The 18275-nt window shown below is 37.0% G+C and carries 14 protein-coding genes and 1 tRNA gene; 7 read left to right on the top strand and 8 right to left on the bottom strand.

Translation table 11 applies throughout. The features are described from left to right. Window positions 1-45: 45 nt before the first annotated feature. From BXU11_RS00795 to BXU11_RS00780, 4 genes are all read right to left on the bottom strand, one after another. Window positions 46-900 carry a cupin-like domain-containing protein gene (locus tag BXU11_RS00795; RefSeq protein WP_035717183.1) on the bottom strand — a complete coding sequence of 285 codons (855 nt, stop codon included), beginning with the start codon at window positions 898-900 and terminating at the stop codon, window positions 46-48. Between the two features lie 91 nt (window positions 901-991). Next, window positions 992-2077, bottom strand: a complete 1086-nt coding sequence (gene bioB, locus BXU11_RS00790) for a biotin synthase BioB (protein ID WP_024979848.1) — start codon at window positions 2075-2077, stop codon at window positions 992-994. A 78-nt stretch (window positions 2078-2155) separates the two neighbouring features. Continuing rightward, entirely contained in the window at window positions 2156-2593 is a 438-nt protein-coding gene (locus BXU11_RS00785) for a hypothetical protein (protein WP_024979849.1), read from the bottom strand. Window positions 2594-3086: 493 nt separating this feature from the next. Then, window positions 3087-4034 (bottom strand): bifunctional riboflavin kinase/FAD synthetase, encoded by a 948-nt coding sequence (locus BXU11_RS00780; RefSeq protein WP_024979850.1) that lies wholly within the window; start codon window positions 4032-4034, stop codon window positions 3087-3089. 186 nt (window positions 4035-4220) lie between these two features. On the opposite strand from BXU11_RS00780, the gene BXU11_RS00775 reads away from it, so the two are divergent. Beyond that, window positions 4221-6875, top strand: a complete 2655-nt coding sequence (locus BXU11_RS00775) for a reprolysin-like metallopeptidase (RefSeq protein WP_078210652.1) — start codon at window positions 4221-4223, stop codon at window positions 6873-6875. A 55-nt stretch (window positions 6876-6930) separates the two neighbouring features. Here the strand turns inward: BXU11_RS00775 and pth are convergent, their stop codons facing one another. The 3 genes from pth to BXU11_RS00760 all read right to left on the bottom strand — a co-directional run bounded on the left by pth (window position 6931) and on the right by BXU11_RS00760 (window position 9728). Next, entirely contained in the window at window positions 6931-7500 is a 570-nt protein-coding gene (gene pth / locus BXU11_RS00770) for an aminoacyl-tRNA hydrolase (RefSeq protein ID WP_223253641.1), read from the bottom strand. Window positions 7501-8055: 555 nt separating this feature from the next. Beyond that, window positions 8056-8667, bottom strand: a complete 612-nt coding sequence (locus BXU11_RS00765; protein WP_024979853.1) for a 50S ribosomal protein L25/general stress protein Ctc — start codon at window positions 8665-8667, stop codon at window positions 8056-8058. 119 nt (window positions 8668-8786) lie between these two features. Further along, a complete protein-coding gene (locus BXU11_RS00760) occupies window positions 8787-9728 on the bottom strand; it encodes a ribose-phosphate pyrophosphokinase (protein ID WP_078210650.1) in 942 nt (313 codons plus the stop codon). Window positions 9729-10016: 288 nt separating this feature from the next. Between BXU11_RS00760 and BXU11_RS00755 the strand changes: the two genes are divergently transcribed. Beyond that, a tRNA-Leu gene (locus tag BXU11_RS00755) sits at window positions 10017-10096 on the top strand. A 49-nt stretch (window positions 10097-10145) separates the two neighbouring features. On the opposite strand, the gene BXU11_RS00750 is transcribed toward BXU11_RS00755, so the two are convergent. Then, window positions 10146-11144 (bottom strand): GntR family transcriptional regulator, encoded by a 999-nt coding sequence (locus BXU11_RS00750; RefSeq protein ID WP_078210649.1) that lies wholly within the window; start codon window positions 11142-11144, stop codon window positions 10146-10148. 248 nt (window positions 11145-11392) lie between these two features. Between BXU11_RS00750 and BXU11_RS17980 the strand changes: the two genes are divergently transcribed. The 5 genes from BXU11_RS17980 (at window position 11393) to BXU11_RS00730 (ending at window position 18275) form a co-directional block, all read left to right on the top strand. Next, window positions 11393-11944 (top strand): carboxypeptidase-like regulatory domain-containing protein, encoded by a 552-nt coding sequence (locus BXU11_RS17980; protein WP_223253640.1) that lies wholly within the window; start codon window positions 11393-11395, stop codon window positions 11942-11944. Then, on the top strand, window positions 11941-14349 hold the full coding sequence (locus tag BXU11_RS00745; protein WP_223253639.1) for a SusC/RagA family TonB-linked outer membrane protein: 2409 nt from the start codon (window positions 11941-11943) through the stop codon (window positions 14347-14349). Before BXU11_RS17980 ends, BXU11_RS00745 begins: the two co-directional genes overlap by 4 nt. Window positions 14350-14355: 6 nt before the next feature. After that, window positions 14356-15966 (top strand): RagB/SusD family nutrient uptake outer membrane protein, encoded by a 1611-nt coding sequence (locus tag BXU11_RS00740; RefSeq protein ID WP_078210648.1) that lies wholly within the window; start codon window positions 14356-14358, stop codon window positions 15964-15966. 26 nt (window positions 15967-15992) lie between these two features. Beyond that, a complete protein-coding gene (locus BXU11_RS00735; protein ID WP_078210647.1) occupies window positions 15993-17051 on the top strand; it encodes a SusE domain-containing protein in 1059 nt (352 codons plus the stop codon). A gap of 192 nt (window positions 17052-17243) precedes the next feature. Further along, window positions 17244-18275: an aldose epimerase family protein gene (locus tag BXU11_RS00730; RefSeq protein ID WP_078210646.1), complete on the top strand. Its 1032-nt coding sequence runs from the start codon at window positions 17244-17246 to the stop codon at window positions 18273-18275.

The raw sequence follows: 18275 nt of genomic DNA, 5'->3' as shown, positions 1-18275 counted from the left end.
TTTTAATCCGTTGATTGGTGTTTTGCGGCAACAGATTTTAATCCATTATGTATTGCTGTTTTTCATTGCTTTTGCATTTTTATAATCAATCCAAGCTTGTCCTTTTAATTCTCGCATCAAAGTATCGAAATAGCGCATGATGAACACGTTGTAGAACGCTTTCCCTAAGTTCGGTAATCTTCTTGGGAAGGCTCGTAAACTCATCGAAAAACCTGCTGTTTCGTATTTCATATAATGCCAATATCCTTCTGGCATATATAGCATTTCGCCATGACGTAAAGTAGTGATGAGGCCTTTGGCGTTTTTCAAGGCTGGAAATTTTTCAAAATCGGGTGCGTCAAAATTAATATCTTCTCTTGCAATTAAAGCATGAGGTACTTTGTAAAGGTATGGGGTTTGTTGCGGATCAAATAACATACATTGTTTTTGACCATGAAAATGAAAATGTAAGATGTTGGAGTAATCAATATCGTAATGCATGAATACTTTAGAGTTTTCGCCCCCAAAAAACAGCATGGGCAATTGTTTGACCAATCGTAGTCCTATTTTAGGCCATTGAAAGTCTTTTTGAAGGATCGGAACCTCCTTCATTAATTCATAAAGAAAGATTCTGTAATTGGTAGGTTTGGATTGTAACAGATCGATATAATCGGCCATTTTCATTTGAGCATGAGCTTCGTTGAAACCGTCTTTGTGTGATACAGGGCGATCGTCATAAAGAGGTACTATTTTGTCCCCAGCAACAGTTTTAATATAGTCTAAATTCCACTTGGTATAAGCAGGCCAATCCTCGGTTAGTTTTTCAATTACTAAAGGTTGTTGTTTTTTTACGTAGTTCGTATAAAAATCTTTTTTCGAAATAGTGGCTACACGTTCAATTTCAGTAAGATTCAGTTTCATAAATTGAAATTAAAAATTAAAAAAAATGCTCATAGTTTTTTAGACTAAGAGCAAATGTAATAAAGCTTTAATTTATTTTATAGAAAAAACATTACTTATTCTTCATTGAGGCTTCAATGTTTTTTTCGATGATGTGACCAGGTCTGGACCATTTTGGTTTCTCTCCCAAAGCCACAAATTCTGAATCCGAAGCTTCAACGGTAATGGGTTGTTGTAATTTAATAAATGGTTTTTGAGGTTGTAATCCCAAGGTTTCGAACAATTTCATGTCGTCATCTACATTTGGATTTGGCGTAGTCAATAACTTATCGCCAGCAAAAATAGAATTGGCTCCTGCAAAGAAACACATTGCTTGTCCTTCACGGCTCATGTTCATACGTCCTGCAGATAAACGAACCTGTGTCTCAGGCATCACAATTCTTGTGGTGGCTACCATGCGAACCATTTCCCAGATTTCTACCGGTTTTTCATCTTCCATCGGCGTTCCTTCAACAGCTACAAGTGCATTGATTGGCACAGATTCGGGTTGTGGGTTTAAGGTGGCCAAAGCGACTAACATTCCTGCGCGGTCTTCAACGCTTTCTCCCATTCCGATGATACCACCGCTACAAACCGAGATTTTAGTTTTTCGAACATTCTCAATAGTCTGCAAACGATCCTCAAAACCACGGGTAGATATCACTTCTTTGTAATAGTCCTCAGAAGTATCTAAATTGTGGTTGTAGGCGTATAATCCCGCTTCAGCTAATCTTTTAGCTTGATTTTCGGTAATCATTCCCAATGTACAACAAACCTCCATGTCTAGTTTGTTGATGGTACGAACCATCTCAAGCACTTGGTCAAATTCAGGACCGTCTTTTACGTTTCGCCAAGCGGCGCCCATACAAACTCTTGATGAACCTCCAGATTTGGCGCGCAAAGCTTGTGCTTTCACTTGACTTACGGTCATTAACTCGTTGCCTTCAATATCCGTATGGTATCGAGCTGATTGTGGACAGTACCCACAATCCTCTGAGCATCCGCCTGTTTTTATCGAAAGTAAGGTGGAAACTTGAACCACATTAGGCTCATGATGTTCTCTATGTATTGTTGCTGCTTCATATAACAAATCCATTAATGGTTTGTTGTAAATAGCAATGATTTCTTCTTTAGTCCAATTGTGTCTTATATTGCTCATACGCCCAATTTTTTTTCAAGGCCAAAAGTAATCAATTACTTTTAAGTCACAAAGACAGTAGTCCAAAAGCTAGTTTTTTTAGTCCGTTACAAATCGGTTATTCCAATACAATAACAACAACATTGTAACCACCACGGTAGAAGCTATGCCTTCAAACAAGAGGCAAATGCTATACAAAATAACGGTTGGATTGCCACCAAAAAGAAACGTTTTGGATAGTGATTCCACAAAAGCATCACCTCCTTGCATGTAACTGTAAATAATGAGCCCGATGATACTCAAAAAAACACCATACAACGAGGTTTTCATTCCTGATACGGCATTGTCGGCCATGTTGAGGTTGCCATCGGTTATATTCATCAGTAAGGTTCGATTCACGCCGTAAAGCACAAATATAGTGTTGAATAATCTGAGATAAAACACATCAGATAAGCCCACAAGATTCATGATTAAAAAATACAAGGCTATTCCCAGAAAGATCAGAAAGCCATTTTGAAATTCTCTTGAAAGTATCATGCCGAAAAATTTTAAGGGTTACTATATAAAGCTTACTACTACACTAAACAACATTTTTCAAATCTTATTATTTGGGCGTTACCACAAGGGTCGGGCTCAATGTCATTAAGTTAAGGATTAAATGATAAAATGATTGCTGATTTTTGATTAACGATTTTTGATTGCTGATGTATAAGGTACTGAAAATCATATAATTTTACTCACTTGCTCTAAAATCTAAAATCAAGAATCGTTAATCTTCAATCTAAAATCTCTTAACTTAATGACATTGGGGTCGGGCTCACGTTACAATCTTTTTGAGGTAGAAAAAGCCTCAAAAAGGATTTCCACTGCAAACGAAGTTCATTGAACACCTATGGAAATAATATAAGTGAAGTAATTCCTAGCCAAAACGCTGTACTTAATAGAATTAAGTCATATAATTGAAAAAATTTTCAATTATTGACCTCTAAATTAAGGATTTAAACGGAAGGAATTCCAATTTAAGGGAAGATTAACGATTGTTAAGTGATTGGTAAACAGTAAAGTAATCTCTGGTTTCTTGTTCGTCTGTAGCCAATTGATTTTTGAGAGCGGTAATGTTTTCGAATTTTTGTTCGGAACGTAAGCGGTGCAAAATGTCAATTTTTAATGATGTTCCATAGAGATCGTTATAAAAATCTAAGAAATGCACTTCAATACTTTGTGTATCACCACCAACTGTTGGGTTGTTTCCTATGTTCATCATGCCATAAACCGTTTGTTCATGGATGATGCTTTTTACCACATACACTCCTTTTTGAGGGATCAATTTGTAGGCTTCATTGATACTTATGTTGGCGGTAGGGAATCCGATGGTGCGCCCCAATTGTTTGCCTTTGATTACTTCACCATAAATAGAATAGGGGTATTCAAGGTATTGGTTGGCTAAATCAATATTGCCTTCTGTAATGGCATTTCTTATTTTAGTTGAGCTAACCGAAATATCATTTATTTCTTGAGCCGAAATTTGCTCGACTTCAAAATTATAGGTTTTTCCAAAAGCTATGAGATCGTGGATATCGGCCGTTCTGTTACTCCCAAATCGATGATCGTATCCAATGATGATTTTTTGTATTTTTAGTTTTTCTACCAAAATATCTCGGACAAATTCCTCGGCACTCAATTTAGAGAACGTAGTGTCAAAGGGATGTATGATCAGATTTTCGACTCCTAATTTTTCAAGTAATTCTTTCTTTTCATCAATAGTGTTCAGTAATTTTAAATCTTTTTTTCCCTGTAAAACCATTCTTGGGTGCGGAAAAAAAGTAAGTACCACACTCTCGTATGTTCCATGTAAGGTGCTTTGTGTTACTTTGTTCAAAATAGATTTGTGTCCAAAATGAACCCCGTCAAAAGTGCCTAATGTGAGAATTGTTTTTTTAGTAGCAACAAATTCGTTTATGGAGTGAAAAATCTTCAAAATGACTAATTTATAAAGCTGCAAATTTATACTTTAAATGGTTATAGAAGCAAATTCAGTGGTTACATTTCTCTCGTAATTTGTTAATTCTATTCATTTAATCGTTGCGGTAGTGCGTTTGATTTGTTTATTTGTTAAAAGAATTCATTTTATTGTTTTAATTTTGAGTAATAAAACACTTGATAAATGAAGAAAATTGTTGTTGGAATACTCATTTTTTGTGCCTCAATCCCAATATTGGCCCAAGAACAAGAAGTTTGGAAGAGAATAGTTTTGTCAACAGATATTCAGCGACAATTGATGGAGGAGAGGCCTTTTGAAGCGATCTTTGAGCTTCAAAAGTCCAATTGGTCAAAAGTTATGGCCTCTGCCAAGGGGAAAAACAAAGAAAATGCTGCTACAACAATAGACTTACCAAATGTTAAGGGAGTTTCAGAACAATTTTTAGTTTGGGAAACTTCTAATTTTGATCCATTGCTACAAGCTCAATTTCCTTCTATTCGTTCTTTTTCGGGTAAAGGAATTACAGATCCTTCGGCACGCGTTTTTTTTAGTACTTCTGAACAAGGGGTTCAAACTATGATTTTGAGAAACAATTCCCAAGCTGAATTTATAGAACCGGTTAAAGGAACTGCCAATACCTATGTTTTGTATCGTTCTGATAAAACCGATAAAGGTGTTTTGCCCTTGAGTTGCAGTACTGACGAAGTTGCCTTGTCTAAAAGGATAACCAATATTTCCGCCAAAACCACGGTCAGTGATCGTGTGTTTCGTACCTTTCGATTGGCTTTGTCGTGTACTGGTGAGTATACTCTTTATCATGGCGGGACCAAAGAAGGTGCCTTGGCTGCGATGAATGCTACTATGACCAGAGTAAATGGCGTTTTTAATCGAGATCTAGCGCTCCGATTAGTAATTATTCCCAATAATTTAGATGTCATTTATACCAATGCGACTTCCGATCCGTATGATCCGGTGGTGGGATCAAATGCGCCTGATACATGGAATCAACAACTTCAAAATACATTGACCAGTACTATTGGGGAGGCGAACTATGATATCGGTCATTTGTTTGGCGCCTCTGGTGGCGGAGGAAATGCAGGTTGTATTGGTTGCGTTTGTGAGAATGGACGAAAAGGGAGCGCTTTTACATCGCCCTCGAATAATAAACCTGAAGGGGATTTATTCGATATTGATTTTGTAGCGCATGAATTTGGACATCAGCTAGGGGCTACCCACACCTTTTCGCATGATATTGAAGGTACAGATACCAATGTAGAACCCGGTAGCGGTTCTACTATTATGGGATATGCCGGAATTACGGATTATAATGTACAGGCTGATTCTGATGATTATTTTACGTATGCTAGTATTGCTCAGATTCAAGAAAATTTAGTCACAAAAACCTGTCCGGTGCAAGCTAGTATCACGACGTCTTCCTTTGCTGTGAACGCAGGTTCAGATTATACGATTCCAAAAAGCACTCCTTTTTTACTAAAAGGGACCACTAGCGGAACAACTACCAGCGCTTTTACTTATGTTTGGGAACAGAATGATACTGCGATAACGACTTTTGGAGCCAAAAGTTTAGCGATTGCTGATAAACCTGATGGCCCATTGTTTCGATCTTTTCCTCCAACGGCTTCGTTGACGCGTTATTTTCCTTCTTATGACAAAGTGCTTGTGAATCGATTTAACAGTGAGTGGGAATCCTTAGCTAGCATTGGTCGTACCTTGACGTTTGTCTTTACTGCACGTGACAATGCTTTGGCAGGTTCTGGGCAAACAGCTTCAGATGCGACGCGTATTACGGTTAGCAATACCGTAGGTCCTTTTGAAATAACTGCTCCCAATGATGTTGATGTGAGTTGGGCTCCAGGTAGTACTCAAACCATAACTTGGAATGTTAATGGTTCTAATACTTTGGCTGGTGCGAGTGCTGTGAATATTAAATTGTCTACGGATGGTGGGCTTACTTTTCCTGCTACATTGATAGCTAACACGCCCAATGATGGCTCACAGTCTGTCGAGGTTCCATTTGTTTCTGCGTTAGAGTGTAGGATTTTGGTGGAGCCAGTTAATTCTGTTTTTTATGCTATAAATCCTATACCGTTTGCCATTGGCTATACAACGGTTTCTGCTTGCAATACTTATAATTTTGCTGCACCAATAGTCATTACAGATGGTTCGAGTCAATATGTGAATCGTGAAATTGTGGTTCCATCGGGTTTAGGTGTGATCAAAGAAGTTACGGTCGATTTGGTTATTTCCCATGCTTATCTATCAGATGTGGAATTGGAGTTAGTGAGTCCAACCAAACAAACGGTGCGTTTGTTGCAGAGAATATGTGGTGCTACGAATGAAACCTTACGGTTGAAGTTGGACGATAGTGGAGCTGTGGTGGATTGTGCCAATACAACGACACAAGTGATTACACCGGCCGATTTGTTGAGTGGATTTAATGGGCAAGATGCGGCAGGCACTTGGCTGTTGCGTGTGAGAGATCGTTTTGGTGGTGATAGTGGTACTGTAAGTGCTGCTTCGGTTACAGTTTGTACTAAAAAGGCAACCTTGGGCGTGAGGGATACTATGGTAGATGCTGTTAGGCTGTTTCCAAATCCTTCTAAAGGGAGTTGTACTATTCAGTTTGCGGGATTTGCTAAGGGGGTGGTTCGCATAGCCATGACGGATTTGTTGGGTAGAAATGTGTATCGAAATGAATTTGCTAACACTGGTACTTTTGATGAAACAATTGATTTTAAAAACGTGGCTGCCGGTGTGTATTTGTTAACATTAGAGGATGGGGAAAAGAAAATAGTGCGAAAAGTAATATTTGAATAAAGTACACGTCAGTGCTGGAAAGAGAAAGGGGGAAACAGTTTGGTTTCCCCCTTTTTTATTTTCCGTTAAAGGTTGTCATGGTGTTTTCAATTCCTGCTGTGCCAAAAGATTTGATAATTTCGCCGGCGGTTTCGAGTCGTTCGGGTAGTTTTTCTTTCTCATTTTCATCCCATTCTCCTAAAACATAGTCGACTTGTTGTCCTTTTTTGAATTCATCGCTGATGCCAAAGCGGAAGCGGGTGTATTCTTGTGTATTCAAAACAAGGTTGATGTTTTTGAGTCCGTTATGTCCGCCATCGCTTCCTTTTTTGCGGATGCGAATGGTACCGAAGGATAGATTTAAATCATCGGTGATGACCAATAGGTTTTCTAAAGGAATGTTTTCTTTGTCCATCCAATATTTTACGGCCTTACCGCTCAAATTCATGTAAGTATTGGGTTTCAAAAGCAAGAATGTTCGCCCTTTGAACTTGTATTCGGCCAAGGCGCCAAGTTTTACGGTTTGAAAATCTAGGCTTTCTTTTCGAGCTAAAAAATCCAGCACTTTAAAACCAATGTTGTGACGGGTATTGACATATTCGGCACCAATGTTGCCTAATCCTACTATTAAAAACTTTTTACTCACTTTCTCAATATTTTTTGGTGTTCGTGAACCACCGGTTTTATTTTACCTTGTATTGCTGCTTTTTTTGTGATGGAAACAAAATTTGGATCCATTTTCTGATGTTGCAAAAATAGTGTATTTAGTGCAGAAGTTAAATTGAAAGTCTGTAATTGTTATGGAAAGGAGCCATGTAGTCAATAGTATAAAGTTAAGAGCTTTTAGATTGACGATTAACGATTCTTGATTTTAGATTTTGGTGCAAGTGAATAAAAAAGCAAAAGATTTTCAGTATTTTTTATCAACAATCAAAAATCGTTAATCAAAAATCAGCAATCTATTTATGATTTAGCTATTAACTTAATGAGATTGGGCGTGTAGTGTAGCCCTGATGGGAGCGGCATCCTTTGCTAACGGGGTTCGGCAGTAAAGATATAGTGGACAGCAGGAGGACTCGTGATTAATAGAAGGGAGGTGTGCTCCTAATTAAAATTATGAATTATAGAATCTGAAACAAGTTCAGATAAAAAAAAAGCGCCAGTTGTGTAACTGACGCTTTGATATAATGATTGAAAAAAATTATTTTTTCTTTCCTTTTGCAGGAGCTTTTGCTGCTTTTGCTGCTTCTTGAGCGGCTTTCATAGCGGCACGAGAGATCTTCACTTGACAGATAACAGTGTTGTCTGGGTGCATGATTTTGAAGTTTGGTGTAGGTACTTTAGTTACATACAATTTGTTACCCATGTCTAATGGAGTAATGTCAGCCTCAACAAAATCAGGAAGATTTTTTGGTAATGCTTTTACTTTTAATTTACGGTTGTTCATACGTAAGTCACCACCTGCCATAACTCCTTTAGAGTTACCGATAATTTTTACTGGAACTTCCATAGTGATTTCTTTGTCTTCGTGAATTTGGAAGAAATCAATGTGTAAAATTTTGTCAGATACTGGGTGTACTTGAATGTCTTGTAATACAGCATTGAAGGTTTTACCATTGCCCAATTCAATCACAACTGTGTGCGCGTTTGGAGTGTAAACCAAGTTCTTGAAAGCTATAACTTCCGCTGAAAAATGAACTGCCTGATTTCCTCCGTATAATACGCAAGGAACCAATCCAGCATTACGTAAGGCTTTAGTTGACACTTTGCCCACGCTTTCTCTTTCTGATCCTTTAATTGTAATCGATTTCATTTTAAATATTTATATAGTTATTAATTAAACTCTTCTTTTGGAGTGATTAGTAATTGGTTATTAGTGATTAGCTTTGTTTTTTTTGCTAATTACTAATGACTAAGTGCTATTCACTAATGCTACATTATAAATTTCCCACTAATGGAATTGTTGTGGTGTACCATGTGCATTACTTCGGCAAAAAGTGGTGCACAACTCAACACTTTTATTTTGCTAGATTCTTTTCTTAATGGAATAGAATCTGAAACGATTAACTCGCTTAGTTTTGAATTTTCTATTTTTTCGTAAGCGCTACCTGATAAAATAGCGTGCGTACAAATAGCTCTTACACTCAAGGCGCCTTTTTCAATCATTAAATCGGCAGCTTTGGCTAAAGTTCCTCCAGTATCGATCATGTCGTCTACTAGAATTACATTTTTGCCTTTTACCTCACCAATCAATTCCATGGATTCGATAACGTTGGCTGCTTTTCTTTGTTTGTAGCAAATCACTACATCGGATTCTAAAAATTTAGAATACGCATAGGCTCTTTTTGAACCTCCCATGTCTGGAGACGCGATAGTCAAATTTTCAAGCTCTAAACTTTTTACATATGGTAAAAAGATAGTAGAGGCAAATAAATGATCTACCGGTATTTCAAAGAATCCTTGAATTTGATCAGCATGTAAATCCATGGTCATAATTCTTGTGGCTCCTGCAGCATCTAATAAATTAGCTACTAATTTGGCTCCAATTGGAACTCTTGGTTTGTCTTTTCGATCTTGTCTAGCCCATCCAAAATAGGGAATTACGGCAGTGATGTGTCTTGCTGAAGCTCTTTTGGCGGCATCGATCATCATCAATAATTCCATCAGATTGTCTGATGTTGGAAATGTTGAGCAAACAATAAAAACACGTAATCCTCTGATGGACTCTTCGTAAGAAGGTTGGAATTCTCCGTCGCTGTATTTGGCTAAGGTTACTTTTCCTAATGGGATTCCGTAATTTTTTGCAATTTGCTCTGCAAGATATACACTTTGTGAACAAGCAAAAATTTTAGCTTCTGGTTCTAGGTGTGACATTTAGTATGTTGTTTTTAAAGCCCGTTACTATATTAGTGTGTTTTTTATTTTGAACGAATTCAAAACAAAGTGTTCTAAAAGTCTCGGATGTAGTTAGTTAGTGTGTGTTGTTTTAACGAGGTGCAAATTTATGAAATTTATTCAAGACTGAAAGAAAAAAAACGAGTAATTTTTGTTGGACATTTAAAAATATTTTTTACATTTGCACCGTGTTAAAGGAACAGCAGTTTAGCTACCACTAAATTGTTCTTTATGCGTGAAACAACTGTTGTTGTTTCGGTCTGCTAAGCCCGGATGGCGGAATTGGTAGACGCGCTGGTCTCAAACACCTGTGGGAAACCGTGCCGGTTCGACTCCGGCTCCGGGTACAAAACCGCTTCGAAAGAAGCGGTTTTTTTTATGAGGTTTGCTTAAATTTTAAAGTGAGTTTCTTACAATTAGGTTGCATTTGTTTTCAATTCGATCTTTTCTATTCTTCAAAATCATTTCGGCCATTAATTTACCCATTTGTTCAAAATCAGTGGAGATGGTCGTGATTCCGTTATCTACGATTTTCTTCAGTGGCGTTTCATTATACGAAATGATTCCGTAGTCTTGACCTATAGTAAGCTGTTGTGATTTTGCCTTTTCGATTACGCTCACTAAATCGCGATCACTTGGAATGACGTAGACTTCACCGGGTGTGATGCTTCGGTGTTTGAACTCTGTAATTACTTCATGCTCAAATCCAAAGTCCTTGCAAAAGTTTAGAAAACCTATTTTCATACCCAGCGGTTCTCTAAATCCAGGGAAGATGATGATGAGTTTTTTGTATTTGTCCAACCTAGATTTACCTTCCAAAAGGCCATCGTAAATGTTTTGAATAAAGTTTTGATGAATTGAAGGGTAGGAAAATAATTCGGAATTGGTTTGGTCCAATATATAGACATCATTTACTGGTAGGTTTTTTATTGTGGTATGTGCTTCTTCAAAAGCGGTGGGCATAATAATATATTTGGTGTAGTTGCCATTATTTTCTGCGATGACTTTTTGAAAAAATTGAAAATTAAAATGATGAAAAAAAATGTCAACTTGGACGTTTTTTCCAATATTTTCTAAAAATGAGTTGTACAAATCTTCCTTGAAAATATTTAATTCGTCAAAGAGTAAAAATATTTTTTGTTTGATGTTTATTTCTACACTTTTTACATAATATCCTTTGCCAGGTATAGCAAATACAATGCCTCGCTTCTTTAATTCATCATAAGCTTGGAGTACGGTGTCTCGAGATAATTCGTGTGCTAAACACACTTTATTTACCGAAGGCAGTTGATCGCCTTTGACTAATTTTTCTGATTCGATGGCCTTCTCAATCGATTGAATTATTTGTTTGTATTTGGGCACACCTTGGTTGTTTTGAACTGTGATGTATTTCATGTCTGGTATTTTTTATGGCAAAATACAAAAAAACTGGTAGGTACTGGTATGTAAAACATAATCCTTCGTATAATTTTGGATTTTAATATTTCACAAAAAAAATAGAAAATTAAAACGTTTTTATCACAAATAACAACAAAAAATATGATTATCATTTTTTTTAGTTAATTCATCGATAAGCCATTTTTAATTTATTCTGACTTTTTGGTAAATGTTTCAAATAATAATAACCAACAAAAACCAATTTAATGAAAACAAAAAGTTTAAAAACAATGCATTTGCGATTGTTCTTTCTGCTACTCCTTGTTCCGTTTCTTGTTCAGGCACAAAATAAATTGTCTGGAACGGTGGTTGATAACACAACCAAACAACCAATACCTGGAGCGAATCTAGTTGTTAAGGGTTCTAAAGTTAGTACGTCTACTGATTTTTCAGGATCTTTTCAGCTTTCGAGTGTGAGTAAAGGAGATCAAATCGTAGTGTCGTTTGTGGGTTTTAAATCACAAACGGTGATTTATTCTGGCCAAAGTTCTCTTATAGTTTTTTTGCAAGAACAAGGGAATGAGCTTAACGAGGTCGTAGTTCAAGTAGGATATGGATCTGTAAAAAGAAAAGATGCCACAGGTTCTGTGACTTCTTTGGTTACCAAAGATTTTAACAAAGGGGTAAACGTTTCTACCGAGAACATGCTTACAGGTAGAGTAGCGGGTTTGTCTATCAATTCATCAGGAGCACCTGGTTCGTTATCCGAAATTAGAATTAGAGGGGAAGTTCGTTATTTGCAAGTAATGACCCATTGATTGTTATTGATGGTTTGCCTCTTGAAAACACGACCAACACGGGTTCAGCTTCGTTTTTGGCTTCTTTGAATCCAAGTACAGTTGAGTCGATGACGGTTTTGAAAGATGCTTCGGCAACTGCTATTTACGGTTCACGTGCGTCAAACGGGGTAATTATTATCACGACTAAAAAGGGAAGCAAAACCCTTTCTGTAGATTACAATGTACAGTTTGGTGCAGGTGAGTTGGTCAAAACTGTTAATGTATTGAGCCCAACTGCTTTTAGAAATACCATTGCTCAAGTTCGTCCACAAGATTTAGATAAATTAGGCACAGCCAATACCAACTGGCAAGAGGCAATTTACCGCAATACTGGTTTGGTAGATCAAAATCTAGCGGTTAGAGGAAGTCTTTTCGGTGTGATTCCAACAAGTTTAACTTTAGGAAATACGGATCAACAAGGGTTGCGTATTACCAATGAGTTCAAAAGAAACACGGTAGGTTTGGTTATGAATCCGTCTTTTTTTGAAAATCATTTGAAGGTGAAACTTTCTGCTAATTATGCCAATGAAAGAAACCGTTTTACAGATGCTGTTGAAGGTGCTGCTATTGGTTTTGATCCAACACAACCTATTCGTGTTGACGGTGCTCCTTATGGTGGATTTTTTGAGTATACTTCTGGTATAGATGCCAACGGCAATTATCCGCTAATCGCTATTGCAGCAAGAAACCCTGTAGCGCAGCTGCTTCAAACTAATGATCGTGGAAAGAGCAATAGACTTTTTGGAAATTTTGAAATCGATTATAAATTTCACTTTTTGCCTTCTTTGAGAGCTGTAGTGAATCTTGGTTTTGATGAATCGAATGGAGAAAGACACCGCTTGGTAGGTGCCAATGCTGGTTCGGCTCCATCCAATAATAATATTCCTTTCGGAACAGATGAGTACTCTGAATCGACTCGAAGAAATAAGTTGATTGATGCTTATTTCGTATATAACAAGACTTTTAATGATTTTAATGTTGAACTAACAAGCGGACATTCGTATCAAAAATTCGAATCCAATAGATTCGATACCGGTAACATCTTAAACCCAGATCTACCCTCGACTTTCCCTGAAACTACTTTGAATACGGATGTCGTACTGTTAGGCTTTTTTGGAAGATCCAATATTAATTTCAAAAACAAATATTTATTGACCTTGTCTTATCGTAGAGACGGTTCTTCTCGATTTGAAAAAGAAAGCCGTTGGGGGAATTTCCCTTCTGCTGCGTTTGCTTGGAAAGTAAAAGAAGATTTCTTTAAAGACAGTAATGTGGTGTCCGATTTGAAATTACGTTTGAGCTATGGTATTACAGGACAACAAGATATTCCTGATCCAAATGGCTATTTAGAGAAATACGATTTAGGTGGAGGTAACTCTGAATACCAATTTGGTAATGCTTATTTTCCAATTGCCTTGCCAAGCAAACGTACCAAAAACTTGAAATGGGAAGAAACTGTTTCTTATAACGCGGGTCTTGATTTTGGGGTATTCAAAAATGTAATCACGGGTGCAGTAGATGTGTTTTACAAAGAAGCCAAAGATTTATTGGTAAATGCTGCCATTTCTGACGGAAGTAATTTCTCGAACCGTGTATACCAAAACGTGGGTTCTTTTACAACCAAAGGAATTGAGTTTACCTTGAACGCTACTCCAATTAAAACAGAAAATTTCAATTGGAATGTTAATTTCAATGCAACTAAATTCGAGCGAAGAATCAAAGATTTAGTCTACGGAACAGATATTTATGTAGGCGATAACATTGCTGGAACGGGAACGCCAGGTCAGCTTTTTAGAGAAGGATATACGCCTTATTCGTTTTATGTGTACAAACAATTGTATGATACCAACGGAAAAGCTATTGAAGGTGCTTTTGCAGATTTGAATGGAGATAACATCAAAAATGATTCAGATCGCTACATCTATAACAACCCAGATCCAGATGTGACCTTAGGCTTTGCTTCTACAATGAATTACAAAGACATTGATTTCTCTTTCAATTTAAGAGCGAGCATTGGCAACCGTATTTTCAACGCAGTAGACGCTTCTAGAGCGCAATATGAGGCAATGGAAAATGGTGGTATTTTAAGCAATGTTCCTTCTTCTATTTTAGATACGAATTTCCAAACTACTTCAAACGTATTGTTGTCTGATATTTATATCGAAGATGCTTCGTACTTGAGAATGGATAACGTAACATTAGGCTATACTTTTAGAAAAATAATGAATGAAAATACTAGCTTGAGAATGTTTACAGGAGTTCAAAATGTTTTTGTCTTGACAAAATACAGCGGTTTAGATCCTGAAATTACTAATAATGGTGTCGATAAAACCATCTATCCTAGACAACGTACTATTCTATTTGGTCTTAATCTTAAATTTTAATAAACGATGAAGAAATATATAATTATATCCTTTTTAGCTTTGGCTACTTTATTTCAATCGTGTACCGATGATTTGAATGTAGTGTCAGAAGATGACGATGTATTGGCTTCAGATGCTGTATATAAAGATGCAGCTGGATACAAAAATGCCTTGGCAGGTGTTTACGGAAATTTATCGCTTACGAGTACTTGGGGCCCAGATGCTTCTTCGCTTGAAGGAGTAGATGCAGGAACAAGTCAGTTTAGTAGATGTTTGTTGTATTTGCAAGAGCTTACAACCGACGAATTGGTTTGGAGTTATGAAAATGATGGTGGGACAGCCGAATTGCAACGCAATATTTGGACACCAGCCAATCCAATTCTTTTGGGAATGTACTCGCGAACTATGGCTTCTGTGGCTTATGCTAATGAATTTTTACGCCAAAGTACTCCTGAAAAATTGAAATCACGCAACATTACTAGTGCCGAAGATTTGGCAGCAATCGAATTGTACCGAAATGAAGTGAAGGTTTTGCGTGCGTATGCCTACTATAATATGATGGATTTGTTTGGGAAAGCAGCTATGTACACAGAAGCGGATCCTATCAACTTCAAAGGACCTGAGTTTACAAGACAACAATTGTTTGATTTTGTGGAAACAGAATTAAAAGCTGCACTTCCTAATTTGAAAGCCGCAAGAACCAATGAATACGGACGCGTTGACCAAGGAATGGCAAAAATGATTTTGGCAAAAATTTACTTGAATGCCGAAGTGTATACCAAAACTAAGCGTTACGGAGATTGTATTACCATGTGTAATGACCTTATTGCTGCGGGTTATTCTTTGAAAGCAAATTATTTGGACAACTTCAAAGCTGATAATCATACTTCACCTGAAATGATTTTCACCATTCAATCTGATGGTGCCAAAACTCAAAACTGGGGAGCCACTACAGTATTGACCAATGGACAAATTGGTGTATGGGAAAACAACGGCGCTGATTTTGGAATTGGAGGATGGAGTGGAGCCTTGAGAATTAGAAAAGAATTTGCTCAAAAATTTGATGGTACCAAATTCAACCAAGATACTCGTAAAACAATAGGAACTGGCGTGGCTGGAAGTGCTTCTAAACAAAGAACGATTGATATTGCAGATATTGGAGTTAAAACCCAAGGGTACATTTTGTCTAAATTTTCTAATAAAACATCTACGGGACAAAATGGAACAAGTTCTACTTTTGCCGATACTGATTTTCCATTATTCCGTTTGGCCGATGTATACTTGATGTATGCTGAAGCTACTTTACGCGGAGGAGCTGGCGGAGATGTTACCAAAGCATTAGACTATGTGAATGCACTTAGAAGAAGAGCCAATAACAATACCACTGTTGGTAATATTGTCCCTGCTGATTTGACTCTTGATTTTGTTTTAGACGAAAGAGCTCGTGAATTACACTGGGAAGCACACCGCAGACAAGACTTAATCCGTTTTGGGAAATTCTCTGGCGGTTCTTACAATTGGGCTTGGAAAGGCAATGCTTCTACGGGAGTTTCTATTCCGGCTTTTATGGATTTGTTTCCAATTCCTGCGGGTTCTTTGGGATCAAATAGCAACCTAACTCAAAACCTTGGATACTAAAAAAATAACCACTTTACACTAAAGAAATGAAAAATACATATAAACTATTAGTTGCTTTTGTAGCTATTTTAGGATTTTGGTCCTGTGATAACGAAACTGATTTGATGATTCTTGAACCACAAGAAGCTGATTTTGCTATTATTACCCCAGATGCGGGTTCGAAAGTAATTTTGAACAAAGCTACACCAGATAATACAGCACTTACTTTGACTTGGGAAAAAGTATCTTATGGTACGCCAACTATTGTAACTTATACGGTAGAGTTTGCCAAAAGCGGAACTGATTTTGCTGCACCAGTCGAAATCAATGCAACATCAAATTCTTTCGCTACGATTAAAGTGTCGGAGCTAAACACCAAAGCGTTGGATTTTGGATTAATTCCAGAGGTAGAGGGAACTATTGATATTCGTATCAAATCTACTGTAGGTACTACTGGTTCTCAACCTAAATATTCTAAAGCAATAAGTATTGTAGTAACACCTTACAGAGGCGTTTTCCCTAAAGTGGATTTGTATCAAGTAGGTCCTGCGACAATCGCGGGTTGGGATGTGAATAAAGGGAATATGCCTATTTTTAGAGACACCAAAGACAACGCTAAGTTTTACTACACGGGATACTTCAACGCTGGTGGATTCAAATTAATTGAACAATTAGGTTTCTGGGCACCTTCGTATGGTGTTGATGGAGGCAAAGTAAAATACAGAGCCAATGATAGCGCACCAGACCCAGCCGTTTTTCCTACAGATAAAGAAGGATACTATTATTTTGAATTGAATTTGGAATCATTAACCTATACTTTAACACCTTACACAGGACCTATGACTACCTATGCAACAGTAGGAATTGTTGGTGATGCTTTGCCGTCTGGATGGGATGTGAGTGTGCCAATGGTACAATCTACTTTTGATGCTCATATGTGGAAAGTTACTCAAACATTAAAAGATGGTAAGATGAAATTCAGAGCCAACAACAGCTGGGATGTGAATTGGGGAGATAATGGTGGTGATATTATTGTAACAGCCGGTAAATACGATATCTGGTTCAATGATTTAGATGGACGTTACACGTTCATTGTAGCACAGTAATAATTTTTGGTTTTTTATACTTTTCAATCCTCGGTAGTCTTTGCTATCGGGGGTTGTTTTTTTGAGGGATATAAAAATACTTTTATAATAAAATAACTGGTAGGTACTGGTATGTAACAGGCTTTTTTTTATCTAAATTTGAATTTCACATTTAATAATAAAACAGCATAAATAAAATTAAATTCTCAGATTATGACACATTATATCAATAAATCATTTGGAACAATGCCTGATGGTGAAGACATTCAGTTTGTTATGCTTAAAAATGCTAATGGAATGGAAGTACAGCTTATGAGCTATGGAGCCACAGTAACTGCTATTAAAGTTCCATTAGAAAACCAATCAATGGTAGATGTGGTTTTAGGATTTGAAAATGCAGCATCATACATTGATTCTTATAATTTGCCAAGCCCTCCCTATTTCGGAACCATCGTAGGGCGATACGCTGGTAGAATTAATGAAAGCACATTCGAATTAAATGGTAAAACCATTCAGTTAAATCCAAATAACGGTGCACATGTATTACATGGAGGAGAAGATGGATTTAGTAAAAAAAATTGGAAGATTGTAAATAGTAAACAAGGAATTAATTCGGCAGTAACGCTCTCTTATACAAGTCCTGCTAATGAAGAAAATTTTCCAGGAACCCTAGAAGTAAACGTTACTTATACTTTGACAGAGTCAAATGAATTAAAAGTTGAGTATAGCGCAACCACTTCCGAAGATACCATTTTGAATTTAACACATCACAGTTACTTTAACCTTGATGGGCATCAAGAGGGGATAACTCAACAAGAATTATTTGTCAATGCCGAGAAAGTGATAGAGAAAGATCATCAAAATATACCAACTGGTAGGGTACTGCCTGTAGCTGGAACTCCATTTGATTTTTTAACTTCTAAAGAATGTCCTATATCTATTGACGATACTTTCGTTTTGAGCAGCTCTGAAGAAGTTGCGGCTTCACTTTATAGTGCTAAAAACAACTTGCAACTATTGGTGTATACCAATCAGCCAGGCGTTCATATTTATGTTGGGGGCAATTGTTTTGATACTATTTCAGGTAAAGAGGGTGCCAATTACCATCCTTTAAGTGGCATTTGTTTTGAGACTCAAAATTTTCCAGATGCTCCTAATCATGTTGAATTTCCTTCAGCAGTTTTGAAAAAAGGAGAACATTATAATCATAGAACTATTTACAAATTCCAATCCAAATCGAATTAA

Source organism: Flavobacterium sp. LM5 (genome assembly GCF_002017945.1).
Classification (GTDB): Bacteria; Bacteroidota; Bacteroidia; order Flavobacteriales; family Flavobacteriaceae; genus Flavobacterium; species Flavobacterium succinicans.
Note: the sequence above shows the minus strand (reverse complement) of the source record. Positions and strands in the feature narration are given on the sequence as shown.

Excerpts from the sequence above, each read along its gene's own strand:
- BXU11_RS00750 (WP_078210649.1), bottom strand. The coding sequence starts at position 11,144 with ATGAAATACATCACAGTTCAAAACAACCAAGGTGTGCCCAAATACAAA.
- BXU11_RS00765 (WP_024979853.1), bottom strand. The coding sequence starts at position 8,667 with ATGAAATCGATTACAATTAAAGGATCAGAAAGAGAAAGCGTGGGCAAA.
- BXU11_RS00730 (WP_078210646.1), top strand. The coding sequence starts at position 17,244 with ATGACACATTATATCAATAAATCATTTGGAACAATGCCTGATGGTGAA.
- BXU11_RS00740 (WP_078210648.1), top strand. The coding sequence starts at position 14,356 with ATGAAGAAATATATAATTATATCCTTTTTAGCTTTGGCTACTTTATTT.
- BXU11_RS00760 (WP_078210650.1), bottom strand. The coding sequence starts at position 9,728 with ATGTCACACCTAGAACCAGAAGCTAAAATTTTTGCTTGTTCACAAAGT.
- bioB (WP_024979848.1), bottom strand. The coding sequence starts at position 2,077 with ATGAGCAATATAAGACACAATTGGACTAAAGAAGAAATCATTGCTATT.
- BXU11_RS00785 (WP_024979849.1), bottom strand. The coding sequence starts at position 2,593 with ATGATACTTTCAAGAGAATTTCAAAATGGCTTTCTGATCTTTCTGGGA.
- BXU11_RS00795 (WP_035717183.1), bottom strand. The coding sequence starts at position 900 with ATGAAACTGAATCTTACTGAAATTGAACGTGTAGCCACTATTTCGAAA.
- BXU11_RS00775 (WP_078210652.1), top strand. The coding sequence starts at position 4,221 with ATGAAGAAAATTGTTGTTGGAATACTCATTTTTTGTGCCTCAATCCCA.
- BXU11_RS00735 (WP_078210647.1), top strand. The coding sequence starts at position 15,993 with ATGAAAAATACATATAAACTATTAGTTGCTTTTGTAGCTATTTTAGGA.
- BXU11_RS17980 (WP_223253640.1), top strand. The coding sequence starts at position 11,393 with ATGAAAACAAAAAGTTTAAAAACAATGCATTTGCGATTGTTCTTTCTG.